This window comes from Vibrio sp. 10N.222.49.C12 (genome assembly GCF_041475025.1).
GTDB classification, from domain to species: domain Bacteria; phylum Pseudomonadota; class Gammaproteobacteria; order Enterobacterales; family Vibrionaceae; genus Vibrio; species Vibrio crassostreae_C.
Genome location: NZ_JBFRVF010000020.1, coordinates 71,478 through 95,154, shown reverse-complemented (window position 1 = coordinate 95,154; position 23,677 = coordinate 71,478). Strand labels below are relative to the sequence as shown.

Here is a 23,677-nt window from a genome sequence, read left to right as displayed (position 1 = left end):
AACAAGCTGATTGAAAGATAGTGATGCTAAAGCTGATGTCGCTATGTTTGTCTTGGTTAACTGGCGAATTCAATGGGCACTAGGCGACCATCGATACGACCAATTTAGGGTCAAACGATTAGCTAAGAAGTTCTCGGAAATGCGAGTATTGGATGTTGCCCTCTTTCCACCCCGAAAGCCGGGAAGACGGAGAACTCACAATACTGGTCCAGTGCAGCTTGGAATCCAACAACGGCGTGTTGAAGAGCAGGGAAGCCAGTATTGAGGGGGGAGAGAAGTCAATCAGTAGATGATAAGCAGGCTCAAGATCGGCCACGCTTTCTTGCTCGTTACTGAGCATACGTCTGAAGTTTGCTGCTTGAAGGCTTGATTCGGTGTCGTGATAGTTAGAACTGTCACCAGAAGGCACGGTGCCAAACTGAGCCTTATCGCACTCTAAGTAGCTCGACGGATTATCCGTATCAGCTTGTTTACAAAGATCATTCTGTGAAGATTGCTCTTGAGCCGAGTATATTTGAAATGGCTTAGAAGGAAACGAATAGCCGTTAGAATTCACTAAGCCAAAGCTCAGTAAAAACAACATTAAGACTAATCGGGTACCCAGTTTAAGCAATCTAATATCCAAACAACATTCTCGTAGATCGTCAATCTACAATACAAATGAAACGCTGTCTTGATTTAAAACATTTTTTTAGAAAATGATACGATGCAACCGATTAAGCGATCTCAAAATTTAGATTTACATAGATCTAAAACGGCTTAACAACAGGTGAGGCATAGACGTTATGAATGGTGGGAAAACAAGAAAGCCAAGCGGTGCTCGCTTGGCTTTGAGTTGTCTCTTTCTGTTGGTTTCAAGCTTTAGGCTTTAGGCTTTAGGCTTTAGGCTTTAGGACGCATGATGTTCTTAACCTTACGGCTATCTTCACCAAAGATGCGTTGGACAAGTTGATTCATGTCTTCACGAGAAATCGAGTTAACCGTCGCTCTCACGTTAAACAAGGCTTCTACACCATAGTCGTGTAAAAGATAACGAGACACGAACCATGCTTGGTCCACAACGCTAGTATCTAAAGGCGTAAAGTCCGCTTCTAATTGCTTGCCTGCCGCTCTAATCTCATCATTTGAGACGCCCTTCAGAAGGTCTTCGATCACGTTATCAATCGCGATTTCTATCTTATCGGCATTTTTAGGGTCGATCATCGCACCAATAAACCAGTCATGGCTTGTATCACCATCTTGCGATGCATAGTAAGCATACGGTGAATAATCTAGACTTAAATCTTCACGTATGTACGCATCTAAACGAGTAGCGAGAACGCGTTGTAGCATGTCTTCCATAAAGATATCTTTCGCCGTTTGCCCTCTTACTATTCCAGTGTACTCGGAAGGCTCCGCAATGACTCTTAACATGTACTCAGTGCTATTAGCCGTGTTGACCGACAAATCAATACGCGCTTTAGATGGGTGCTTGTACGCGACGTTAAAGTCAGGGACAACGGCTTTTTCCAATGGAATAGAAGCCAAATATTGACGAACCAGAGGTTTCAGTTCACTTGGATCAATATCGCCCACAATAACTAACTGATTATTTCTGAATTGACCAAACAACTGATGATGGATGCTCTTTATCTCTTCAACAGAAACCGTTTCCACACTTTTACTATCGAGCAACACATGATCACTGTCCGCTTGATAGGTATTTTGGTTCATTGCATATGCGAACTGGCCTGCCGGGCTTGCTAAGTAAGAATCTCGATTTTGAATGAACTCTTGTTTAACTGCCTCAAGTTGCTCTGGCGATACTTTGACTGATGTAACGATCGCGTTGAGCGCAGCAAAAGTTTCCGCTAAGCCACTATTGTTGAGCTTAAATTCGACGCCATGGCGGGTAAAATCGATAAACGGATAAACCTGAATATCTTCACGATCCAGATGCGCATCAAGCTCTGTACCAGTAAACTCACCGACACCACTTCGAGCGAAGGTAGGTAACGCAACCTCAACAGCTGGGTACAAGCTCGGATCCAAAGCGGCTTTTCCGCCGAGGCTCATGTACATCACCCCAACATCATCACCTGCCTCATAATCACGCAGGTACCACATGTCGATGCCATTGCTTAACGTCCACTTTTGGATGTATGGGTCAATAGACATTTGTTCAGCAAGTACAACCTCGCCTTGCGAGCTAGGTACAGCAAAAGCGCTGGCTGTTCCAATCGCAAGCGGCGCAACTCCCGCCTCGCTATACGTGGCTTTTAAACTATCGAGAGAGTTGATGATCGCGGTTCTGTCTTCGAAGTCATCCATCCCAATAACAATAAAGTAATCATCAGAAAGTAGATTCTTGATGTTGTCGTTAATCACTTCAAGGCTCAAGTTAGCGATGAAAGCTTCCAAGCTTGCTTGATAATCTTTCTGTGATTGGACTATTCGATCATTGACTAACGCACTCACTTTGTAATTCGCGTGTTCAACACTGTCCATTTTATCCCAGTTATGCTCGATGTTATCCAGCAAGTCTTGGTAGTAGTACAGTTCGCCAGCAATATCCGTTTCCGAAACACCAAAATCACGCAATGATGCCAATGTAGAAAGCAGATCTTGTTGGATAACTTCACGGTCTCCAGCCGGAAACCCAACACTTATTGACGAATAGTAAAAAGCGCCCATTCGATAACTATCAGATGCAATCCATTGAGTCGGCAGCGCGGCATCATTGAACACCGCTTCTAATCGTCGTTGAATCAATTGCTGAGCGGTTTCATCTAACCTGCGTTGATTCTGCTGAGCATGATTTTCAACTATATTTGAACCGCGGTTAAACGTCAGAGTGATGCTTGGCGCTTCTCTTCCTGCGTACTCAACATAATCATCTTCATTGAATGAGGTCGTTTTCTGTTTCTCTGGTCTCGGCGTATCGCCACGCTCCCAGCTAGAAAACTTTTCTTCAATAAGTGGAATCACAGTTTTGATGTCCACATCACCAGAAACGACCAGCTCAACTATTTGAGGTTGATACCAAGTCTGATAAAAGTTGGTGATGCTTTGAGGAGTAGCATTCACGATCGACGATTTAGTCCCTAATGCATCTTGCGATTCGTACGGGCCGCCTTCAACGAAGTAATCATAATATATATCTCCGAATGACTTATCATCGAGGCGAGCCATACGGAACTCACCAAGAACCACGCCTTTTTCTTTTTCGACTTCTGAACTTGATAAATCCAGGCCATCACCAATGTCACGCATCCAGGTCAAAGCAGACTGCAATTGGATGTTATCTGGCAAATCTAACTGGTAGACCGTCTCTTCATAAGAAGTGTAGGCATTAATATCAGCACCAAAGCTAGCGCCTGCGTCTTCGAATAGACGAATCACATCGTTCTGAGAGAAGTTTTTACTGCCATTGAATGCCATGTGTTCCAAGAAGTGCGCGTAGCCTTCTTGTTGAGAAGTCTCTTGAATCGAACCGGCGTGCACGACTAAACGAACAGATACGGATTCTTCATGATCTGGATAAACATGATAAGTAAGGCCATTTTCTAGTTGGCCTGAAGTCCATGCCGGATCCGGCTGGATTGGCGTTTCGGTAGTTTTTGATGTTGAGCTACAGCCAACTAAGGTGAGGCATAGAGCCGTCGCTAAATAATATGTTTTCATAACAACCTCTTAATGTCATTCATCGACAATATACAGATTGAGCTAACGATTATTACTTAATATTGAACCTGATGAGTATCTTTGTGATCTGGATCTTTATTTTATAAATCACCAATCGTTATGTAAGATCGCTGTGCTCATTTAAATAGGCATTTAGATAAGAGCCTATTAAATCGATTTTAGACTCGCTAACTACATCTATTTAAAATCAATAAGCTACATAAATTTCAGCCAGTTCTCTACATACCCTTAAACAACGCTTGCGAGGCACGGCTGATCGGTAGCTTTTCCCCTGACACATACGCCGACATCTGACCTGAGAGCCCTTTCTTCACCTTATCAATGGCGGAAACTTTCACTACCACTGAACGGTGGATTTGCCAAAACTCATCAGGATTGAGTTGCGCTATCAACTCTTTTAGTGACACGCGAAGAATATACTCCTCTAGCGATCCCCCTTGACCCTTCTTAAATATAGACACGTACTTGTCTTCTGCTTTGAAGTAAGCGACATCATCGACGGCGATCAGGTGGATGTCTTCTCCGACACTGGCTTTGAGCCACGTTAGATGTTTCTTCTGCTGTTGATAAAGGGGCTGCGATAGATAAGGAGGCTGCGTTTGCTGTGACGTCGACTGGGATAGTTGTTGAAGCTGAGCCATTAACGCCGTGATATCGGGCTGTTCTGGCGTGGTACCTGTTTGTGTTTGATTGCTCGACAGACGCGCTTGCACTTTCTGACATGTGGCCAGTAAACGCTCTTCATTGATTGGCTTAAGCAGGTAGTCCATCGCATTGTGATCAAAAGCTTTGACTGCGTATTCGTCATAAGCCGTAATGAACACAATCAATGGCGGTGAATCTAGCTTGTTTAATTGTTTCGCGAGCGAGATTCCATCCAGCTCAGGCATACGAATATCGAGAAACGCCACATCGGGCTTAAGCTGCTGAATACTTTGCATCGCCTCCAAACCGTTTTGTGCCTTGCTGACGATCTCCAGCTCCGGCCAAACCTCAGCCAAGCTCTTGTCTAAGTGATGCCTTAACAGTGCTTCATCGTCTGCGATAATCGCCGTTACGCTCGGCTGTACTGCTGGGTTGTTCATGGTTAGTCCTTTAAATTCACACTGTAAATCGTCTATTTTTCGTCACTGTTCTGTGCTTTCTAGTCTGTAATTCTAGGCGGCTGCGTCAGTCAGCGGTAACAAGATCGTCGAGACTACCCCGCCTTCAGCGTGTTCAGTAATCGTGAGGCTCGCCTTATCACCATACAGGGTTTCGATTCTTTGACGAATATTGCTCAACCCAACACCGTGCCCCGTATTCGCAGAAGGCGTTTTCAGCCCAGCACCACTGTCTGACACTTCAATCTTCAACTGCTCGGCTTGTTGAGTAATTCGGATATTCACTTGGCCACCCGCCGCTTTGGGTTCTATGCCATGCGTAAGTGCATTCTCAACCAAGGGTTGAATCAAGAACGGTGGAATCACCTGCAAATCGTTAATCTCGTGTGTTTCAATCGAAAACGCTAAGCGCTCACCCAAACGTATCTTTTGGATATTAAGATAAGCGTCTAGCAAATCGACCTCTTGTGCGATGGTCGATTGCTCAGTGCGGCTATTCTTCAAAGTCACACGCAACAAGTCGGTGAGTTTTTCGAGCATCAACTTGGCTTTCGCGCTGTCACTCTCAATCAACACATTGATGGTCGCAAGCGTGTTGAACAAGAAGTGCGGTTCAATTTGGCTTTGCAGTTGTTTAAGCTGACTGAGCACCACAACCTTTTCTTGATCGGCCTGACGACGCTTGGCCACTTCCAATTCGTTATCGGCGCGTAGTTGTTGCTCTCGTGTATAGAAGTAGTAATAGCAAACCGAACAGAAGATCACACCGAGCAAGACTACGGATTTAAGGTCCGAGATATTGGCCCCGAAATGTCCGTTCAACCAATAGTGGGCGTTCAACGTACCAAAAGTCATCGCGAACACCATTGAGATACCCACTTCAAGCGTTCTGGATGTTCTCTTAAACAACTTAACCAAGATGAAAGAAGAACCTACCGCGCTGTAACCAAAACCAAAGCTTATCGCGAGGTTAACCACAAGGTCGCCACCCCAAATAGTTTGAGTGGTGACGGCAATGATAAAACAAAACAAAGTGGTCAGCGTGAAGCTCTTAATCCATGAAAACTGACTGTTTGAAGAAGTGTTCATTAAAATCGTCCTTTGATATTTAAAAGAATCATATGACTATCGGGTAAGTTGGCGTAAGCAGAATCACTTTTACCGCCTAGAAAGCGTGCAGCAAGTTCCAAATCCAACGATGAATTGCCATTATCTAAAGCCTGATAGTTGAGCCACTGGGTCGCAATAAAGCCGCCGTCTTGAGGAGACAACATCACATCAAATGTCGGCGTGATATCTTCAAACCAGCCATATGTCGAATCCAAAGACCAGTGAAACATGATGTTGTGCTGAACCAAATTGGCGTGTTGATAACCTTGAGCGTAAGACCCTGCCAGTGATGCTGTCATCGAATTAACCGACAAAGACTCAGCACTTTCTATTGCACTTTGCCATTCAGAATTGCTCCAAGCGCGGCTATCAAACCAATATTCCAAGACCACATTGTGACCCGTGTCATTGGCCCATGTTAGTCCTGCCAACGCTTGATAAGCTTCGCCCTGCTCTTCAAGATAAACCGGTTTAAGCAGTAAGTTAGGCTGACTATAGCCAAGGCTTTGTCGTTGATAAACCACCGAGCCATGAAACTCCCAAGCGAGGTTCAACACCGACACTAAACTCGCCCCAAGCAAGCCGTGACGTACATCGTCATAATAAGCGACCCATTGATATTCGTGATCGCCCACCAGGTTATAACGACGCAGCCCAAAGCCTTGTTGTTGGTTCTGCTTTTCGAATTCATTTACGTCTTGAGAAGTCCATGACGAATCGCTGTAAAGCAGTGTCCATTCTCCCGTCATATCGAACAGTGACGCCGAGGCCACACCCGCGCCCTCTTCTGCGACAATGCCCACCGGGTTTTGTCGATAAGGCTTGATGATGTCTAACGGTCGATAGCCATAACCCACGCCCCAATCCAAACGAACCTTGCCAAGCGTGACATCGAGGTAATGCTCGCCGATTAATGAATTCGACAGCTCAACGCCCCCTTGCCAAAACAACTCACGCACAATGAATTCAGACTCAAAGCTCGCGTCTTGTTGTTGAGGGTTATTGCTTAAAATATCGTTGGCCTTCACTGCGAACAGACCAAGCCAATTGCCATATCCAACCTCAAGATCCAGCAAGCCATTGAATGACTGACGATTATCAGATGGTAAGGGGCTGAATGGCGACTCTCGCGATTCAACGGCTTCTGCACTGAGTTGCCAGTCCCACGCCAAGCTCAGGTCGTCCGCTTGAATCGTGTTACTCACACAAGACAAGGCAAGCAAAGTAGCGATTGAAGACTTGATGTGGAACCGCCGATCGGAAGCTTTCATGACGTCCACCTACAGCCCAGACACGCTGTTACGCGATAAATAAGCAGGGTTGTAATATTTGTCTTCCAAGCTTTTCTCAATCACTTCGCGGTACTCAATCACGGTTTTCTTGCTTGGTTGAATCTTATCGAGCAAGGTCATCGACACAACGGTTGGTAATCCATCTCGCACGCCTTCGGTAAACCACGCTTGCTTCGCCAGTTTACCTGAACGCAGATACAGATCCGCTTTCACTGGAAACGCTCGGTCTGCCGTTAACCACAGATCAATTGATTGATAGCTAGCACCCGTGGTTTTCGCCGCGAGCTTTAGATGATAAGTATCGAGTGTCTCGCCAGTCGACCTCTCAACCTGTTGCTCGGCAACCCACTTACCTTGGTAATCTTCGCTCCAAGTGAGCGTCGAGATATCCCCTACCGAGGCTTCACCCAATAGCTTTTGCATCGGGGTAATACGAATGGGACGGCGAGATTTCGGCATCAGTAGCCAATAATTATCTTCTATCATCAGCATCTTTTGACCTGCCTCGACGGCTGATTTGAACACCACCAACGACTCTCGATTTGGTCTTGTATAGACGTTGTATTCACGGGTTTTGTCCAGTTGCTCGTCTTGATACAACGCCACTAAAGACACTACCTTAGAGGCTTGTGCGCTGTTCAACCGGTAACTATCCGCCTTCGCGATCATCTCTGTGACTTGTTGTGAATCAACTGCCCAGCTTGGCGTCGATGCTAGAACCAAAGCCAAAACAGAGCCCAACGCTAAAGCCAAGGTATTGAATGAATGAGTTAATTTAGACATAAACCAGCGCCTCCGTGATTGGCTTATTCACACCTTTTCGAGCAGAGAAATAAGCAGCCAGCAAACATATCGTCAGCACACCTAAAGTGGCGTAACCAACTAATTCCAGTGAGAAGTAAATGTTGAGTGGGTAACCTTCGGTTCTGCCTGGAGGTGGCGGCATCTGTATATCAACTACCAGCAATAACAGCGACACTAAACCACTCACTAACGCACCGATCGCACTGCCAATCACAGCCAGTAGTCCCGCCTCTTTTAAGAAACCAGCCACGATTTCAGAAGGGTAACTGCCGAGTGCTGACAAGGTGCCGATTTCACGAGTGCGTTCGGTCACCGACATGGTCATGGTGTTAAACAGCGACACAAACACCACCAATGCCATCACTGCGCCCATGATGCCGAAGATCCGGTCGTAAAGATCTTTAACCTTGGTGTAGAAAAACGCGCGATCTTGCCACGGGGTGATCTCGATCTCTGTGCCTTGCTCGCTTTGACTTGCGCTATTTCGATCTAAAGCAGTTTGGATACGCTGTTGAACGGTCGAGGTCTTGCTTGTCTCAAATAGGAACACCGACAAGGTACTGACTTTGTCTGAGGCCAAAAGCTCTTGCGCGGTAGTGATGTGTACATATAGCTGACGTTTGTCTAGCTCAGGAACCCCTGTCGAGTAGATACCCTGCACCTTAAAATCAAAAGCATTCAAAGCACCGTCACTGGTGGTCGCGAGCAGTGTCACCCAATCGCCAACCGCAACTTTGAGGTTACGAGCAAGGTCAGTTCCCAGCATCACTTGTGGCTCTTGGTTGTCGTATCTTGTTGACTTCACATCCGACAGGGTTTGCCCACTGCGCACATCAAGGAATGGACCTTTCATGTCAAACTCACGCTCATTAACACCCGTTCCCATAAAGATGGTCGACTTACTGCCGTTAGACACCAAACCGCTGAAATAGACTCGCGGCTGCACGCCACGCACGTCGCTGTCGCCAATAATGCTCTTGGTTAGCGCTTGAACGTTGTCCAGACCATTGCTCAGCGGCATGTCTTCGTCTTGTTCAAAGTATCCCGGCGTGCTCAAAGTAAGATGACCAGTATCTCGAGCGGTCGATTCTCTCAAAGATTCGTAGGTGTAAAGCCCGTAACCTCCTGCCGACGTCAGCGCAAATACCGCAATCGCGATAATCAATACCGAAAGCAGACTGCGGCGACCATTTCTTAATAAATTAAGCCACGCCAAACGCACCGAAGTTGGAAGTAAAAACGTGCTCATTCTTTGTGTTAACTTGCCCATGAGATCGCCTCCGTAGTTACAGCTTGTGGAGCTAGTTGTCCGTCGATAAGTTCAATTACTCGATCGCAGCGCTGCGCCATTCTTGGGTCGTGCGTTGCGACGATAAAAGTCGTGCCCATTTCGTGGCCGAGCTCTTTCATAATGTCGATCACAAGGTTGGCGGTGTGACTGTCTAAGCTAGCGGTCGGCTCATCGGCAATGACTAAGCTTGGGTTGTGGATTAGCGCTCTGGCTATCGCGACACGTTGCTGCTGGCCGCCTGAAAGATTGTCTGGGCGATGATGTACATATTCGCCTAGCCCAACACGCTCCAACATCTCTTGTGCTCTGGTCTGCTGTTCTTGTTTCGAACATTGGTTCAACATCAATGGGTAGGCCACGTTCTCAAGTGCCGTCATCACTGGAACCAGATTGAAGCGCTGAAATACAAAACCCAACGACTGACGGCGAAAGCGTGCAGCGGCGATTTGCTCTGTCGGATACGGTTGGCCATCAATATTGATCTGTCCTCGATAGCTCATATCCAACAAACCAAGAATATTCAAAAGTGTGCTTTTTCCAGAACCCGACGGGCCACACAACGCCACCATTTCACCGCGCTGGATATGGCCATCGACCCCGTTTAATGCATCAACACGTTGACCGCCTGTGACATATGCTTTGCCGATATCTTTAAATTCAATCATCCCGTTTTCCTCTGATTACTAACCAACTGTTTAGCTTCCATGCCCTTTATTTCGCTTTCGCTATTAGGGCCTTCGCAGTCATCGTTTCGATGTTGTCGGCATCGGCCGTTTCCATTTGCTCTAGCCACGCTTGTGCTTGCGTTAGGTCTTCAGCACGAATCGATGCCTCAATCGCATAACGGTAAATCCACGATGTCACAGCGAAATGCTGTTGCTGGAAAGCATCTTCAGCCAATAGCGAGAGGAACAGGTCATAACCACGATCGAAATGATTAAACATGTCTGGCAGAGAGGTGTAAGTAACGGCGGCCATTGCGCGAGTTAGGTAAGAATCTGGCAGCCCTTGAACACGGGGTTGTTCATGAATTGGTTGGTCTTCGTCTTTCAGCAGCACCAGTGATTTATCAATGGTTGATAAGCCTCTCTCCACATACTTCATCTTGTTCCAAGGTAAGAACGCATCACGCCCCATCAGGGTTTCTGTGCTTCCTAAATAAACTAAAGTCAGTGGCGTAGCGCCGTCTTGTTGCAGCGTATCATTAAGGCGTTCATAAGCCACCTCAACCAAGTCTTCATTGCCTTGCGCCGCTTGGTTGTAGATATCGAGCACGTCTGAACTCGGGTTCGCTAAAGCTAACGACGGTGCAAACGAAACAAGAGCAATCAGCAATGAACGCTTAAGCAGAGAAGCGGTAGAGCCTGAATTAAATGAGTGTGAAGTAGTCATGATTTCTAATCCCTTTCAAATGTTGACGTTGAAAGGTTAACTAGAATTTGTCGTGCAGTTTTACCAATGCGACGAATGGTAATTATAAGGAGTGAATGGTTGAGAGGCGGTGTGAGTGGGGATATAGGATTCAGTTATTGTATTTCAGTAAAAGTCGTGCTTATTTTGCACAACCCATATTTACTAATTATTCATACTGGGTAGACATAAACATACCTGATACATTGGAGCTATGTATCGTTTTTGTAATCTTCGGAATAGAAACGGTGATTCAGGAGATCGATGAGTAATTGTTGAAATAAATCATTCGCATAACCACTTACAGCTTTAAAATACGAGACAAAGTTAATACAATCTTGTTGCGCATTGAAATGGTTCAATGTTTATATCAAATTAGTTATGGATTTATCAATATCATGGAAGCAACAACAGTTAATGCTAACGAAACTCAAACGCCAAAAGTTCTAAACAAACTTGGAACTGCATCATATGGTCTCGTTGCAATTGGGTCTTTCTTACCTGCAATTACTATCAAAATGTGGGGAGTGTCTGAATCAATTACAGGTTTAGATGTCTACGGGTTCACTATAGTCTTACTAATGATTGTAGGCTCAGCATCCTGCGCTCTTGGCTTACCAAAAATCGTAGCAAAAGGCATTGGTGCAGTGTCATTAGCGTATCTTTATTACCACTTGTTTCAAGCCATCGGTGATTTAAATGAAATGGCGCAAATGATGGGGGGGCGTCGTGGTGGTGAACTGGGACAGATCATTGAATTAGCTCTACAAAGCGCAAATATTGGCATTGTCGCCTTACTACTTGGCTTCATTTCGTTAAACATTTTTATGTTTGTAGGTTACAAACTTCACCCTCGCTTCGAGGCATTAGATGTAATCTTGAAACACTACTCTTCAAAAGCCTCAGAAAAAGCCGTTGAAAAATCAACTCAAATCAAGAAAGCAACCGAAGAGAAAGCATCAGCAGTTAAACAGAAAGCCAATCAAGTTCAGAAAGAGCAAATCGATAAAGGTGAATAAACTCATTTAAATCATCAATTTTGGACATCTATTTTAACGATTTTCGTCCCATTGATAATTCATAGATTGCTGAATTAGGAATCAAACAGAAAATTCAATACGTTTAAAAGAGTTCAAACCAAACAAAAATAGCCGCTAATCAGCGGCTATTTTTAATTATCCAAGCGAAGCTTCTATTACTTCTAGCTTTCTACTTCTTTGTCTCTTCAACCACGGCTTTCATCAATACTGATGTATCCATGCGGCCTTGTCCTTCGGCAGACAGTGCCTTGTAGGCGTTGTTGGTCTTTTCAGTCAGTGGAAGCTGGATGCCTTGGCGCTCAGCTTCATCTAGACAGAAACCTAAGTCTTTGATCATCCAATCAATTGCAAAGCCAAAATCGAACTTGTCTTGTGCCATTGTGGTAGCACGGTTTTCCATCTGCCATGAGCCAGCAGCGCCGTTTTTAAGGCAATCAACCAGAGTTGGGATATCCAAACCTGATTTTTCAGCAAGCACTAAGCCTTCAGATAAGCCATTCAACACTCCTGCAATGCAGATCTGGTTAACCATTTTCGCGCGTTGGCCTTGGCCGACTTTACCCATAAGAACTGACGACTTACCGTAAGCTTCGAACACAGGTTGAAGGTCGTTGAAAAGCGCTTGTTCGCCACCACACATGATGGTTAGCACGCCATTTTCTGCGCCCGCTTGGCCACCAGATACAGGTGCATCCATAAAGCGAATACCGGCTTGCTTCGCTGCCACTTCAAGCTCTTCAGACAGAACTGCAGACGTTGTAGTGTGATCGACAAGAATCGCGTTTGGCTTCATCGCTGCCAATGCGCCTGTTTCGCTGGTTGTCATGCTGCGTACGTCGTCATCGTTGCCCACACAAACCAATACCACGTCAGCTTCCGCTACACATTCAGCCACAGATTCTGCCGCTTTACCTTGGTGTTTATCAGCCCAGTCTAGCGCTTTACTGTGAGTGCGGTTAAATACCGTTACTTCAAAACCGGCTTTGACTAGATGGCCTGCCATTGGGAAACCCATAACGCCTAGCCCGATAAAACTTACTTTCATTTCTTTCTCCTTTTATTTGACCAAACCATCGCTATGAAAAGATCGAACACTCTCAATCAGTGCATCAATAAGCAGGGTCAAAGCCTTTGGCTGATATTTTCTTTCTTTGTACACTAAATACGCTTGGCGATCACCCCGATGATACTCAGGGAGTACTTAAATCAGATTCATGTCGGGATAAGACGAACAATATAATGAAGTTCAGCGATAAATCGCGACCAGAGAACGCTTTGTCAGCCGTACATTATGGAACGATGATCAAGGAAAATCAGGTATAACGTTCATAAAAAAACCGAGCACTAGGCTCGGTTTTTTAATAACTTTTGTTACTGTAAAGATTACAGCTCAGCGTTGTGGTAAACCTGCTGAACGTCATCACAGTCGTCAAGCATGTCTAAGAACTTCTGGAATTTCTCAGAATCTTCTTCAGCTACTGGCGTAGTTGTTTGAGGAACGAAAGTGATTTCCTCAACGTCTAGCGTTAGCTCTGGGAACGCAGTGTTTAGTGCAGTCTTCGTTTTGAAGAACTCAGTCGTTGGAGCGAATACAGTGATTACACCGTCTTCTAGCTCAACGTCAGTCACGTCTACGTCTTCCATCATAAGCGTTTCTAGGATGATCTCGTCATCTTCGCCTTTGAACTGGAATACAGCTTGGTGAGCGAACATGTGAGAAACAGTACCTTCAACACCGATTTTCGCGCCAGTCTTAACGAAACATTGGCGAACGTCTTGGAAAGTACGGTTGCCGTTGTCAGTTAGACAGTCAACGATTACGCTTGTGCCACCTGGGCCAAAACCTTCGTAGCGAGCTGGTTGGAAGTCTTCACCGCCGCCGCCGTTCGCTTTATCGATCGCTTTTTCGATAACGTGTGCTGGTACTTGGTCTTTCTTCGCTTTAGCAATCAGGTGCTTAAGAGGTAGGTTCATGTCTGGGTCAGAGCTGCCGTTCTTAGCCAGTACGTAAATCTCTTTACCGTATTTAGAATAAACTTTAATTTTTGCGCCTGCAGTTTTCGCCATTGAGGCCTTGCGCACTTCAAAACTTCTTCCCATCGGGATCTTCTCTCTGATTCAATTAACGGTGCAAATTCTAGCAAATTACTGTGTCATTTCAATTCTACAGCACTGCTGGGCAAGGTTTGTCTGCGTTTATGCGACACCCATTACCCGTTTGTATTTTTCTACAGACTGTTCAAACCACACCTTTTCATCTGGGTCACCTAGCTTCATTGCTTCTTCAACAATGGCTTCAGGGCCACATTTCGCTTGCTTCAGTTTCCATACAAGAAACGATGCTTGCTTATCCAGTTCGATTTTATTTTTCTCGCTGGGTGGAAGGAGTGAAAGGTTGATAGACATTGCTAGCCTTCGTCTGTAATACACTTGGCCGAGAAATATATCATAGAGCAGCCTCATAAAACCAATACTATGAGTAACAGAAAGGGTTTATGAGACCCGAAACCAAGCAAGTCACTGATGCAGGTCAAGCTAGTTTGGGAAAGTGCGTTTGGCTAAAGAGCCGTTACAAGATAAAAAGTAGAGGGGTAAATGTTATCTTTGTATGGCCAATGCTGCTGCATTTCGAGAAAAGCAGCAGCATAACTAACACGCCTACTCTATATTAGTAAAAGCTTGGCAAGGGAGGTCTAAAGGAACTTCAAAAGTGACTCTATGAGCAATGTTTGATTCATCTAAGTTTTTAATACCGCCTCCGATAGAGAAAACTGATAATTTGGCTTTTGCGCTAGCATCAACATCAGTGCTTTCTTTTACTTGGATTGCTATATCAAATTTAATAGTTTGCTTTGGTGGCTTTTCAGGGTGTACATCAAAACCAACATCAATAAACGTTGCATGAGGATTAACAGTGCCACCTAACGAAGAAACCTCTTGAGCAGCATCATTCACGCCTTTTACTATCTGTACTAACGTCTCTTTAATATACTCATCTAACTGCATCATTTAACTCGATTCATCACGCTTATCAAAGTATCATAATACCAATATAGAACTGCAGTTGCATAACATTATTCTTTTGAGATTTATGAGTTTTTGATACTCTAAATTGAAAGCAGAGCAGGGGGATGTGGTCGCTAATAGCTAGGTCAAACTTACCCTGAGATACATCAAAGGCATAGACCCTACTCAGGCAACAGATAGCGCGTGCTTCTGCCACCAGAACCAGATTTAACTAAGCAGCCATGCTCAATCAAAGCATTCAAATGACGTGTTGCTGTGGCACTGCTCACCTTTGCTACTTTCTGATATTGGCTGGCATTGATACCTTCTGAAAAATCACCATCGAGCATCCTATTCAGCACTTTTACTTGCTCTGCTGTAAGCTTGGTTTGGTCGATGCTGCGCCAATAGTTGGTCTTATATACAGTTTGGTCGACCTCAGCGAAAACCCCTGTAAACGTCTCGTCTAACGTATCTAAGAACCACATCAACCATTCGCTAATATCGAGTTCCCCTTTCTGGGTTCGCTCCAATATCTCGTAGTAATGCTTGCGGTTAGCGAGAATCCCCACCGACATCGCATAGAAACGTACCGACTGCTGCTCGGCCTGTGCTAATGCCAAGTCGGTCAACAATCGAGTAATACGACCATTACCATCATCTAACGGGTGTAAGGTGATAAACCAAAGGTGAGTTATCGCAGCTCTAAGTAACGGATCGAGTGTGGCGTCGGTAAGTGAATCATTAAACCATGTGATAAATGTATCTAGCTCAGCATCAAGAATGTCTCGGCTAGGCGCTTCAAAATGTACGGTCGGACGGTCAATTCTTCCCGATACCACTTGCATGGGAGTGTCACCTCTTAGCTGACCTCCGATTACAGGGTTAAACATGGTGTAGCCTTGAGGAAACAGTCTATCGTGCCAATGTAAGATCCTATCAAGCGCTAGTGGCTCTGTTAGGTTCTGCACCGCATCCAACATAATTTCAGCTAGGCCATCGGTTTGTTCTGTCGTTGGAAAAGGTCGATCTTCACTGACACCGAGTTTATTGGCTAAAGAAGACCGGACCGAGAAAGCATTAAGCTTTTCTCCCTCAATCGCACTGGAATGGACTATGTTCGCTAATAAGGTGTCGAGCATGGTTTGGGATTGATCTGCCGACTGTGAGGTAATCTTGCCCAATAGAATGCCCTGATTAAGCCGTACTTCTCTTAACCTCACGCCTATTTTCTGATTATCCCAAACAAAGTTTGGCCAATTATCTTGCTGCCAAATCCACATATTACACCCCATGATGCGAAAGTATCACTTATTCAACTCATACTATGAGCTGTTTAAGGCAATTATTCAACTCACATTATGAGCCGAATAATGAGTTAATCGCATCACAGAGGTTGCAAGAGTAACTCCTAACCTACAAAACTATTCACTCACCGCGAACACATCGCAGCGTGAGGCGCAGATGAAGTCATTTTTGTGCAGGCCTTTGATTGAGTGGCTCCACCAAGTGACGGTGACTTTGCCCCACTCCAATAAGATCGAAGGATGGTGGAACTCTTCTTCTCCCAGTTCTGACACTATGTTGCTGAATGCCCATGCTTGCTTGTAGTTCTTAAACTTGAACACCTTCTCAAGCTGCGGGATGCCGTCTCTTTCGATGATCTGCCAGTCTGACAACTCCAACAGTAAAGATTGTTGTTCATCTTCACTTAGGGCAATCGCGTCGATACTGCAGGCTTCGCATTTTTGTTCATTCAACATGTGTTGGTTCCTTGGGTTCAAAAAGTGGTGGTAGTAACCCCGCATCGATGGCGAGATCAGCTTGCTGTAATAGGTTTTCCTGACTGATTTTAAAGAGCTCAGATAGCTCGTCGATCACGTAATATTTCGGCTGCATGATGTCGATACGATAAGGCGTTCTTAAAACCGTTTGCAGATCGAACCGCTCGCGAACGGCCAAATCCCCTCCCAACGCATACATAGTTTCCGCTGGAGACGAAAGAATGCCACCGCCATAGATTTTCAGTTGTTGGCCTTCTTTTACTAAACCGAACTCAACCGTAAACCAATACAAACGGGCAAGATAAGCGCGCTGTTTAGATGTGGCGGCTTGGCCTAGTTTTCCATAATGCTCAGTGAAAGCCGCGAAATCGGCATTAGTGAGCATGGCACAATGGCCGAAAATTTCATGAAAGAAATCAGGTTCTTGTAAGTAATCGAACTCGTCTCGCGTTCTCAGAAATGTCGCAACTGGGAATTTCTTATTGGCGAGCAAATCAAAGAATCGGTCGAAATCGATCAATGCAGGCACAGGCTGAACTTGCCAACCGGTTGTTTCCATTAGCACTTTATTTATCTCTGGCAGCTGGGGAACTCTGTCTAATGGTAGATCCAGCAAGGTCAGACCGTGCAAATAGGCATCGCAAGCGCGGTCACTAATGACGTCCAGTTGCCTTTTCACCAAGTCGTGCCAAATGGCATCTTCTTCGAGGCTCCACTCAACCCATCCCTCTTGGCTCACGGGCTTAGAATGATATTGAGTCATTACACACCTCCTTTCGAATGTCTCACTTTAAGCCTATCTCCACTCCTTATAAGCGCCAATTTGCGCGATTTTTCGAAACAAGCGATCGTGTAACATTTTATTTACACATTTCCACCAAGCGCTTATTTTGCTGAACTTTTGACTTTGTAAAACCTAAATACCAGACTGAAAACGTTAACTTTTTGTTAAAGGTAAAGGAATGCACGAAAGCAATAAGCCCATTTGGCAGCCAAGCGAGCAGCGTATCGCCGATGCCAACTTAACCCGATTTATCGATAGCCTTGAACAGTCTGGGTTAAACCTAGATAGGGACGTAAAAAGCTACACCGAACTCCATCAATGGTCTGTGGAACATCCGGAATCATTTTGGCAAAACGTATGGCAGTTTTGTGGAGTAGTCGGCTCACAAGACTCTATTAACAAGGCAGAAAGCGAGACCATCAAAGCTCAAGGTGGGAGCCGCTGGCAGCAGCCTAAATCGAACCGTGATGCGGTTTGGTTTCCCAATGCACAAGTAAACTACGCCGAGAACTTGCTGCGTTTGGCACACACCATGCCTGATGAGCTTGCGATTTGGTTTGAGAATGAACGTGGCGAACAACAGAGTTATACATGGGAAACCCTGTGTGAAGCTGTCTCTAGTGTTCAGCAATGGCTTGTCGATAGCGGAGTGAAACAAGGTGATATAGTTGCTGCGTATACTCCCTATCTGCCACAAACCGTGATAGCCATGCTAGCCGCCACCAGCTTAGGCGCGATTTGGACATCGACCTCGCCTGATTTTGGAGTAGAGAGTGTGATTGAGCGATTCGGACAGGTGAAACCTAAGGTGCTGTTCACCTGTGACGGTTACACCTTCAATGGCAAAACGTTCGATATGGCGGGCAAGAACCGTGAAATCATCGAACACTTAAACGAATTAAAACAGGTGTGTGAGATCGGTTATTTGAAACCGAGTAATGACTTAGAGAAGAGCGATTTAGAGAAGAAAAAAGTTGAACATGATGTGTCGATTCTAAGCTGGCACAGCATCATTAATCACTATCAGACAAAACCTCTTCGATTTACTCGTGTCGGCTTCAATGAACCGTTGTTTGTACTCTACTCTTCCGGCACCACAGGCAAACCCAAATGTATAGTGCATTCTGTCGGTGGCACTACCATCAACCACCTAAAAGAGCATCAGCTTCATTGCGATATTAAACCAAGAGATCGCGTGTTCTACTACACCACTTGTGGTTGGATGATGTGGAACTGGCACGTATCTGCGCTCGCCAGCGGTGCTTGTTTGGTTATCTTTGATGGTAGCCCGGTTTACCCGCAACCTAACGTTCTATGGGATTTAGCGCAGCGTGCTGACGTATCGACATTTGGCACCTCAGCCAAGTACATAGAAGCGATTGAGAAAGCCGAACTCTCACCAATCGACAGCCACTCTCTGCCTCAATTAAGAACACTGTGCTCGACGGGTTCTGTGCTTTACCCAGAGCAGTTCGATTACGTTTACAAGCACATCAAGCAAGACCTGCATTTAGCGTCGATTTCTGGCGGCACGGATATTTGTGGCTGCTTTGTTTTGGGTAACCCAATCTCGCCTGTGTATCGCGGTGAGTGCCAACAGGCCGGGCTCGGCGTCGACATCAAGGTGTTCAATTCGTCTGGTCAAAAGGTCGATCACGAACGTGGCGAATTAGTATGCACCAACTCCCTACCCAACTTCCCCGCTGGCTTTTGGAATGACACCGGAGAGCGCTATCACAGCACCTATTGGGATAGGTTCGACAATGTGTGGCATCACGGTGATGAAGTCGCACAGAGCGAACATGGCGGCTACCTGTTCTACGGGCGAGGCGACACCACACTCAACCCCGGTGGCGTGCGAATTGGTACGGCCGAAATCTATCAGCAAGTGAACACCATTGACGGCATCATCGATTCGATAGCAGTCGGTAAAAACATCGACCGCAATGAACAGATATGGCTGTTTGTTCAGTTACAGCAAGGTGTGGGTCTAGATGAAACGTTATTGGCAGCCATCAAAAGCAAACTCAAATCCTCTTGTTCGCCGAGGCATGTACCAAACCAAGTTTTTACTATCAGTGACGTGCCAAAAACACGCTCAGGAAAACTAGTTGAGCTGGCCGTGAAACAGATCGTGAATGGCAAACCCGTAGAGAACATCGGCGCGATAGCCAATGCGGATGTGCTCGATGAGATCAAGCGTGTGATTTCGCTTTAAACTTGAAACAAAAAAGCCCTTCACGAATGAACATCGTGGAGGGCTTTCTACTATCAATAACCGTTGGGGCTTAATCTGAGCTATACGTTCGCATCTACCTGATTCTCTGGCATCGCCTCAATAAAAGCAGGTAACTGATTGCACGCTTCGACAATTGAGTTAATCAGCGGATAAGGCGACATATCAACGCCAAAGCGCAGCGCGTTATACACCTGTGGCACCAAGCAAATATCGACAATGCATGGTGAATCGGTGAGGCTATACACCGAATCACCGTGTGCTTTTCTGTGCTTTGCCAGTTTCTCTTCTAGAGCACGGAAACCTTGGTTCATCCAATGATGAAGCCAGTCCATTCTCGCCTCTTGCTCGCACGACAATTCCCGCTCCAAATACTGCAACACGCGCAGGTTGTTCAGAGGGTGAATTTCTATCGCAATATCCTGAGCCATTGCCAACGCTTGATAGCGCAATGGTGTTTGCTCTGGAATCAACAAGGAGTCTGGGCTGCTCTCACACAAATAGTTTTCGTCCAAATATTGCAGAATCGTCAGCGACTGATTGAGTTGAACGTCACCATCCACCAGCACTGGCACTAATTCACTGGCATTGAGCTCGCGATATTGTGGATCATGCTGCTCGCCGCCATTACGCACCAAATGCACCGATCTAGACTCATAGTTGAGTTGCTTTAGGTTCAATCCAATACGCACCCGATAGGCGGCCGAAGAGCGCCAGTAACCATAAAGTGTCATGTTCTGATTCATACAATGATCTCGCTCGAGCTGAATCTTTATAATATGGGCTATAACGCTCGATATTGGCTAACTTTTTGGTCAATCGCACCAAAAATGGAATCACCCGCCGTATCAAACATCTCTAGGCGAATCGAGTCGCCAAACGACATGAATTGAGTCGAAGGTTTGCCATCGCGAATCGTCTCAATCATGCGCACCTCGGCAATGCATGAATAGCCCACGCCGCCCTCGGCAATTGAGGTGCCGTGGTCAGTGCCTTGCTTATTCGATACCGTGCCTGAACCTATGATCGCGCCTGCCGATAATGGTCGAGTTTTAGCTGCATGCACAACCAACTCTGCAAAATTGAAGGTCATATCTACACCGGCATTCGGACAACCAAAAGGCTGGTCGTTGTAGGTCGATATCAACGGTAAATGCACCTTACTGCCTTTCCATTGCTCGCCAAGCTCATCAGGTGTTACCGCAACCGGAGAGAACGCAGAAGACGGTTTAGACTGGAAGAAGCCAAAACCCTTAGCAAGCTCCGCCGGAATCAAACCGCGCAGCGACACATCGTTCACCAACATCAGCAAGCGAATCGAGTCGTGCGCTTGTTTAGCGCTAGCGCCCATCGGTACATCACCGGTCACAATCGCAACCTCACCTTCGAAATCGATGCCCCACTCGTCGCTGGCAAATTCGATATTGTCACAAGGGCCGATAAACGCATCTGAGCCGCCTTGGTACATGAGTGGATCAACCCAGAAGCTTTCTGGCATTTCAGCACCACGAGCCTTACGCACCAGTTCAACGTGGTTTACATAAGCGCTGCCGTCTGCCCATTGATAAGCGCGTGGAAGAGGCGATTCACAATACTGAGGTGCAAACACTTCACTGCCAGTCACATGCCCCTTGTTTAACGAGGTGTATAACTCTTGTAACTGAGAAGCCACACTGTCCCAGTTATCCAATGCTACCTGCATGGTTGGCGCTAGATGCATCGCATGGAAAATTTCGGTTGCAGCTACACATTGTTTAAGATCTTTACTTACGACCATCAATAGACCGTCGCGAGTGCCATTTTTCTTGGTTGCTAATTTCATCCTTGTCCCTTACTTCTTATCGTCAGCCATGGTTTGAGAACCTGTCTCTTGCAAACCAGTGTCTTGCCAACTGTAGACATATTCTTTGTTCTCAACGCTATCGAGTTCATCAGAGAACTGCAGCGCGTGGCGAGTATCGATCATCACCGCGACTTCATCAGTGAACTTTTTCTTATACGCTTGCCCTGCCTTAAAGGCTTTTGGGTGAGGCCCATGCGTGAAGCCTGCAGGGTGGAAGGTCACCATGCCCGCTTCAATGTTATCGCGGCTGAAGAAGTCACCAGCGTGATAGAACAGCACTTCATCGTAGTCGTCATTGTTGTGATAGAACGGCACTTTCAACGCACCTGGATCGCTCTCAATCGGGCGTGGCACAAAGGTACACACTACAAAGCCTGCGCCAACAAAGGTCGTATGCGCAGACGGTGGCAAGTGGTAACGATGTGACATCAGCGGTCTGATATCGCGCCAATTCACTTTCACCACAGCCAAATCCCCATGCCAACCAATCGCGTCTAAAGGATTGAACGGATAAGTGATCACACTGACTTTGTCGTGGCGTTTCACCTGAACTTGGGTTTGATCTTCGGAGTACTGAGCGCGGAATTGATCGTTGATCGACGGGATTTCAAGAACCGCTGGATCAAACACCGCGTGATTGCCGACCATGCCTTTCTCTGGCAGGGAGTAAGCCGCGTCTGTGTTCTCTATCATCAAGATGAACATCGGCTCCCTTGGCTCCAAGCTCCAATTGGTTGAGCGCGGGATCATCACGTAATCCCCTTCACTCACTTCTAAATGGCCATAGTCGCAATAGAGATCTGCCCTGCCTTGGTGAATGAACAGTAGCTCATCGCCATCGGAGTTACGTACCAAGAAATCCATCTTCTCATCCATGCGCCATACACGGATTTTGCAGTCCGCGTTATGCAAAAGATGAGGCACAGCCCAAGGGGTTATCTGGCTGGCTTTTTCCACCAGCGTAAAATCAAAAGCGCGAGGGCGCAGATCACCCTCCCACTCCGACCAACCTGTTGGGGCATGTTGGTGATGAAAGTGAGCCGCTGGGCCGAAGAACCCACTTCGGCCCGCCTCTCGCTCATAAATTGCCTCTTCGGGAAAATCGGCGTGCGCTTGTTTAGAGCACACACCCTCCCGATGAGGAAACGAGATCCATTTATGCATCGTCTAATACTCCTCGACGAATCTGGTCCTCTTCAATCGATTCAAACAGCGCTTTGAAGTTACCTTCGCCAAAGCCTTCATTACCTTTACGCTGAATGATTTCAAAGAACACAGGCCCGATTACCGTCTGTGTGAAAATTTGCAGCAAGATGCCGTCTTTGGTCGGCGCGCCATCAATCAGAACCCGTAAATCGCGCAGCAGATCGGTGTCTTCACCGTGGCCCTTCACACGCTCGTCGACTTTCTCGTAATAGGTATCTGGGGTTGGCATAAAGTCCATGCCGCGATCACGCAGGGTTTTCACGGTTTTGTAGATGTCATCCGTTGCGAGCGCGATGTGTTGGATGCCTTCGCCGTTGTATTCGCGGATGAACTCTTCGATTTGTGATTTGTCGTCTGAAGACTCATTGATAGGGATGCGGATTTTGCCACATGGCGAGGTCATGGCTCTGCTCACAAGGCCTGTCAGCTTACCTTCAATGTCGAAATAGCGAATTTCACGGAAGTTACCGATACGCTCATAAAAACCAGACCACAGGTCCATATTGCCTTGTTTCACGTTGTGCGTGAGGTGATCGATCTCATAAAGACCAACATCGGCTTTCGCCATGCGCTCTTCCGCGTCATCATAGAATCGGAAGTCAACGTCGTAGATGCTCTGCTTGCCGTAGCGATCCACAAAATAGAGCAGGCTTTCACCGATGCCGTAAATGGCAGGAATGCTCAGCTCCATCGGCCCTATTTCTGTTTTGTACTCTTCACCACCACCGCTAGACGCCTGCGTCATTGCCGTGGTTGCATCGTTAACACGAAACGCCATGCCACACACCGATGGGCCGTGAACTTTAGCGAACGCTTCCGCTTGGCTGTGTGGTTGTTCATTGACGATAAAATTGATATCACCTTGTCGATACAGCCAAGCTTCTTTTGAGCGGTGCTTGGCTATCTCAGCAAAACCAAGTGACACAAACAGCGCTTTAAGTTGCTCTATTCCCTTGTGGTCAACGGCCGTGTATTCAACAAACTCGAATCCATCCGTGCCAAGCGGGTTGTATGTATCCACCATGAACTTTCTCCTTGTACCTATTGGTTTTGTGTTGTGTATTTTTTGTCCTCAATTAAATTT

The 23,677-nt window shown here is 46.2% G+C and carries 22 protein-coding genes and 1 pseudogene; 2 read left to right on the top strand and 21 right to left on the bottom strand.

What is annotated here, in order from left to right; all coding sequences use genetic code 11:
* Positions 1-118: 118 nt before the first annotated feature.
* The 9 genes from AB4583_RS06675 to AB4583_RS06635 all read right to left on the bottom strand — a co-directional run bounded on the left by AB4583_RS06675 (position 119) and on the right by AB4583_RS06635 (position 10,676).
* Entirely contained in the window at positions 119-583 is a 465-nt protein-coding gene (locus tag AB4583_RS06675; protein WP_017072340.1) for a hypothetical protein, read from the bottom strand.
* Positions 584-882: 299 nt separating this feature from the next.
* The gene (locus AB4583_RS06670) at positions 883-3,663 is read right to left on the bottom strand and encodes a M16 family metallopeptidase (protein WP_372116871.1); all 2,781 of its coding nucleotides are present in this window, start codon (positions 3,661-3,663) and stop codon (positions 883-885) included.
* Between the two features lie 239 nt (positions 3,664-3,902).
* Positions 3,903-4,769 (bottom strand): LytR/AlgR family response regulator transcription factor, encoded by an 867-nt coding sequence (locus AB4583_RS06665; RefSeq protein ID WP_372116869.1) that lies wholly within the window; start codon positions 4,767-4,769, stop codon positions 3,903-3,905.
* Between the two features lie 72 nt (positions 4,770-4,841).
* Positions 4,842-5,876, bottom strand: a complete 1,035-nt coding sequence (locus AB4583_RS06660; protein WP_372116867.1) for a sensor histidine kinase — start codon at positions 5,874-5,876, stop codon at positions 4,842-4,844.
* Positions 5,876-7,168, bottom strand: coding sequence for a hypothetical protein (locus AB4583_RS06655; RefSeq protein ID WP_231903068.1), 1,293 nt, complete (start codon positions 7,166-7,168; stop codon positions 5,876-5,878). Before AB4583_RS06655 ends, AB4583_RS06660 begins: the two co-directional genes overlap by 1 nt.
* A gap of 9 nt (positions 7,169-7,177) precedes the next feature.
* A complete protein-coding gene (locus tag AB4583_RS06650) occupies positions 7,178-7,972 on the bottom strand; it encodes an outer membrane lipoprotein-sorting protein (protein WP_372116864.1) in 795 nt (264 codons plus the stop codon).
* Positions 7,965-9,263 (bottom strand): ABC transporter permease, encoded by a 1,299-nt coding sequence (locus tag AB4583_RS06645; protein ID WP_372116862.1) that lies wholly within the window; start codon positions 9,261-9,263, stop codon positions 7,965-7,967. Before AB4583_RS06645 ends, AB4583_RS06650 begins: the two co-directional genes overlap by 8 nt.
* Positions 9,251-9,949 carry an ABC transporter ATP-binding protein gene (locus AB4583_RS06640; protein WP_372116859.1) on the bottom strand — a complete coding sequence of 233 codons (699 nt, stop codon included), beginning with the start codon at positions 9,947-9,949 and terminating at the stop codon, positions 9,251-9,253. Before AB4583_RS06640 ends, AB4583_RS06645 begins: the two co-directional genes overlap by 13 nt.
* Positions 9,950-9,995: 46 nt before the next feature.
* On the bottom strand, positions 9,996-10,676 hold the full coding sequence (locus tag AB4583_RS06635) for a hypothetical protein (protein ID WP_372116857.1): 681 nt from the start codon (positions 10,674-10,676) through the stop codon (positions 9,996-9,998).
* Positions 10,677-11,032: 356 nt separating this feature from the next.
* Here AB4583_RS06635 and AB4583_RS06630 point away from each other — a divergent pair, with 356 nt between their 5' ends.
* Positions 11,033-11,713 (top strand): hypothetical protein, encoded by a 681-nt coding sequence (locus AB4583_RS06630; protein WP_372098149.1) that lies wholly within the window; start codon positions 11,033-11,035, stop codon positions 11,711-11,713.
* Positions 11,714-11,903: 190 nt separating this feature from the next.
* Here the strand turns inward: AB4583_RS06630 and AB4583_RS06625 are convergent, their stop codons facing one another.
* The 8 genes and pseudogenes from AB4583_RS06625 to phhA form a co-directional block, all read right to left on the bottom strand.
* Positions 11,904-12,779 carry an NAD(P)-dependent oxidoreductase gene (locus AB4583_RS06625; RefSeq protein WP_017070192.1) on the bottom strand — a complete coding sequence of 292 codons (876 nt, stop codon included), beginning with the start codon at positions 12,777-12,779 and terminating at the stop codon, positions 11,904-11,906.
* A 12-nt stretch (positions 12,780-12,791) separates the two neighbouring features.
* Positions 12,792-12,956: pseudogene (locus AB4583_RS06620) on the bottom strand (LysR family transcriptional regulator); the annotation flags it as partial.
* A gap of 161 nt (positions 12,957-13,117) precedes the next feature.
* A complete protein-coding gene (locus AB4583_RS06615; RefSeq protein ID WP_010432326.1) occupies positions 13,118-13,834 on the bottom strand; it encodes a YebC/PmpR family DNA-binding transcriptional regulator in 717 nt (238 codons plus the stop codon).
* Positions 13,835-13,930: 96 nt separating this feature from the next.
* Complete coding sequence (locus tag AB4583_RS06610; protein WP_008216860.1) at positions 13,931-14,140, bottom strand: DUF3283 family protein; 210 nt, start codon at positions 14,138-14,140, stop codon at positions 13,931-13,933.
* A gap of 252 nt (positions 14,141-14,392) precedes the next feature.
* Positions 14,393-14,743, bottom strand: coding sequence for a hypothetical protein (locus AB4583_RS06605; RefSeq protein WP_229647570.1), 351 nt, complete (start codon positions 14,741-14,743; stop codon positions 14,393-14,395).
* A 179-nt stretch (positions 14,744-14,922) separates the two neighbouring features.
* Positions 14,923-16,023, bottom strand: coding sequence for a Fic family protein (locus AB4583_RS06600; RefSeq protein WP_372116855.1), 1,101 nt, complete (start codon positions 16,021-16,023; stop codon positions 14,923-14,925).
* Between the two features lie 141 nt (positions 16,024-16,164).
* Positions 16,165-16,503 carry a 4a-hydroxytetrahydrobiopterin dehydratase gene (locus AB4583_RS06595; protein ID WP_372116853.1) on the bottom strand — a complete coding sequence of 113 codons (339 nt, stop codon included), beginning with the start codon at positions 16,501-16,503 and terminating at the stop codon, positions 16,165-16,167.
* Positions 16,493-17,287, bottom strand: coding sequence for a phenylalanine 4-monooxygenase (gene phhA, locus AB4583_RS06590; RefSeq protein WP_017066732.1), 795 nt, complete (start codon positions 17,285-17,287; stop codon positions 16,493-16,495). The genes AB4583_RS06595 and phhA overlap by 11 nt, the downstream gene beginning before the upstream one ends.
* 199 nt (positions 17,288-17,486) lie before the next feature.
* Between phhA and AB4583_RS06585 the strand changes: the two genes are divergently transcribed.
* Complete coding sequence (locus tag AB4583_RS06585; RefSeq protein WP_372116852.1) at positions 17,487-19,526, top strand: acetoacetate--CoA ligase; 2,040 nt, start codon at positions 17,487-17,489, stop codon at positions 19,524-19,526.
* Positions 19,527-19,606: 80 nt separating this feature from the next.
* On the opposite strand, the gene maiA is transcribed toward AB4583_RS06585, so the two are convergent.
* The 4 genes from maiA to hppD are packed head-to-tail and all read right to left on the bottom strand — an operon-like array spanning position 19,607 to position 23,617.
* Positions 19,607-20,290 carry a maleylacetoacetate isomerase gene (gene maiA / locus AB4583_RS06580; protein ID WP_372116850.1) on the bottom strand — a complete coding sequence of 228 codons (684 nt, stop codon included), beginning with the start codon at positions 20,288-20,290 and terminating at the stop codon, positions 19,607-19,609.
* A 38-nt stretch (positions 20,291-20,328) separates the two neighbouring features.
* Entirely contained in the window at positions 20,329-21,366 is a 1,038-nt protein-coding gene (locus tag AB4583_RS06575; protein WP_372116848.1) for a fumarylacetoacetate hydrolase family protein, read from the bottom strand.
* A 9-nt stretch (positions 21,367-21,375) separates the two neighbouring features.
* Positions 21,376-22,551 (bottom strand): homogentisate 1,2-dioxygenase, encoded by a 1,176-nt coding sequence (locus AB4583_RS06570; protein ID WP_372116846.1) that lies wholly within the window; start codon positions 22,549-22,551, stop codon positions 21,376-21,378.
* Positions 22,544-23,617, bottom strand: a complete 1,074-nt coding sequence (hppD, locus tag AB4583_RS06565; RefSeq protein ID WP_372116844.1) for a 4-hydroxyphenylpyruvate dioxygenase — start codon at positions 23,615-23,617, stop codon at positions 22,544-22,546. Before hppD ends, AB4583_RS06570 begins: the two co-directional genes overlap by 8 nt.
* Positions 23,618-23,677: the final 60 nt, after the last annotated feature.

What these genes read in the sequence shown, in the direction of transcription:
- AB4583_RS06575 (WP_372116848.1), bottom strand. Translation starts at nt 21,366, where the DNA reads ATGAAATTAGCAACCAAGAAAAATGGCACTCGCGACGGTCTATTGATG.
- AB4583_RS06675 (WP_017072340.1), bottom strand. Translation starts at nt 583, where the DNA reads ATGTTGTTTTTACTGAGCTTTGGCTTAGTGAATTCTAACGGCTATTCG.
- AB4583_RS06595 (WP_372116853.1), bottom strand. Translation starts at nt 16,503, where the DNA reads ATGTTGAATGAACAAAAATGCGAAGCCTGCAGTATCGACGCGATTGCC.
- AB4583_RS06600 (WP_372116855.1), bottom strand. Translation starts at nt 16,023, where the DNA reads ATGTGGATTTGGCAGCAAGATAATTGGCCAAACTTTGTTTGGGATAAT.
- AB4583_RS06650 (WP_372116864.1), bottom strand. Translation starts at nt 7,972, where the DNA reads ATGTCTAAATTAACTCATTCATTCAATACCTTGGCTTTAGCGTTGGGC.
- AB4583_RS06615 (WP_010432326.1), bottom strand. Translation starts at nt 13,834, where the DNA reads ATGGGAAGAAGTTTTGAAGTGCGCAAGGCCTCAATGGCGAAAACTGCA.
- phhA (WP_017066732.1), bottom strand. Translation starts at nt 17,287, where the DNA reads ATGACTCAATATCATTCTAAGCCCGTGAGCCAAGAGGGATGGGTTGAG.
- AB4583_RS06610 (WP_008216860.1), bottom strand. Translation starts at nt 14,140, where the DNA reads ATGTCTATCAACCTTTCACTCCTTCCACCCAGCGAGAAAAATAAAATC.
- AB4583_RS06605 (WP_229647570.1), bottom strand. Translation starts at nt 14,743, where the DNA reads ATGATGCAGTTAGATGAGTATATTAAAGAGACGTTAGTACAGATAGTA.
- AB4583_RS06665 (WP_372116869.1), bottom strand. Translation starts at nt 4,769, where the DNA reads ATGAACAACCCAGCAGTACAGCCGAGCGTAACGGCGATTATCGCAGAC.
- AB4583_RS06625 (WP_017070192.1), bottom strand. Translation starts at nt 12,779, where the DNA reads ATGAAAGTAAGTTTTATCGGGCTAGGCGTTATGGGTTTCCCAATGGCA.
- AB4583_RS06585 (WP_372116852.1), top strand. Translation starts at nt 17,487, where the DNA reads ATGCACGAAAGCAATAAGCCCATTTGGCAGCCAAGCGAGCAGCGTATC.
- AB4583_RS06640 (WP_372116859.1), bottom strand. Translation starts at nt 9,949, where the DNA reads ATGATTGAATTTAAAGATATCGGCAAAGCATATGTCACAGGCGGTCAA.
- AB4583_RS06635 (WP_372116857.1), bottom strand. Translation starts at nt 10,676, where the DNA reads ATGACTACTTCACACTCATTTAATTCAGGCTCTACCGCTTCTCTGCTT.
- maiA (WP_372116850.1), bottom strand. Translation starts at nt 20,290, where the DNA reads ATGAATCAGAACATGACACTTTATGGTTACTGGCGCTCTTCGGCCGCC.
- AB4583_RS06645 (WP_372116862.1), bottom strand. Translation starts at nt 9,263, where the DNA reads ATGGGCAAGTTAACACAAAGAATGAGCACGTTTTTACTTCCAACTTCG.
- AB4583_RS06655 (WP_231903068.1), bottom strand. Translation starts at nt 7,168, where the DNA reads ATGAAAGCTTCCGATCGGCGGTTCCACATCAAGTCTTCAATCGCTACT.
- AB4583_RS06660 (WP_372116867.1), bottom strand. Translation starts at nt 5,876, where the DNA reads ATGAACACTTCTTCAAACAGTCAGTTTTCATGGATTAAGAGCTTCACG.
- AB4583_RS06670 (WP_372116871.1), bottom strand. Translation starts at nt 3,663, where the DNA reads ATGAAAACATATTATTTAGCGACGGCTCTATGCCTCACCTTAGTTGGC.
- hppD (WP_372116844.1), bottom strand. Translation starts at nt 23,617, where the DNA reads ATGGTGGATACATACAACCCGCTTGGCACGGATGGATTCGAGTTTGTT.
- AB4583_RS06570 (WP_372116846.1), bottom strand. Translation starts at nt 22,551, where the DNA reads ATGCATAAATGGATCTCGTTTCCTCATCGGGAGGGTGTGTGCTCTAAA.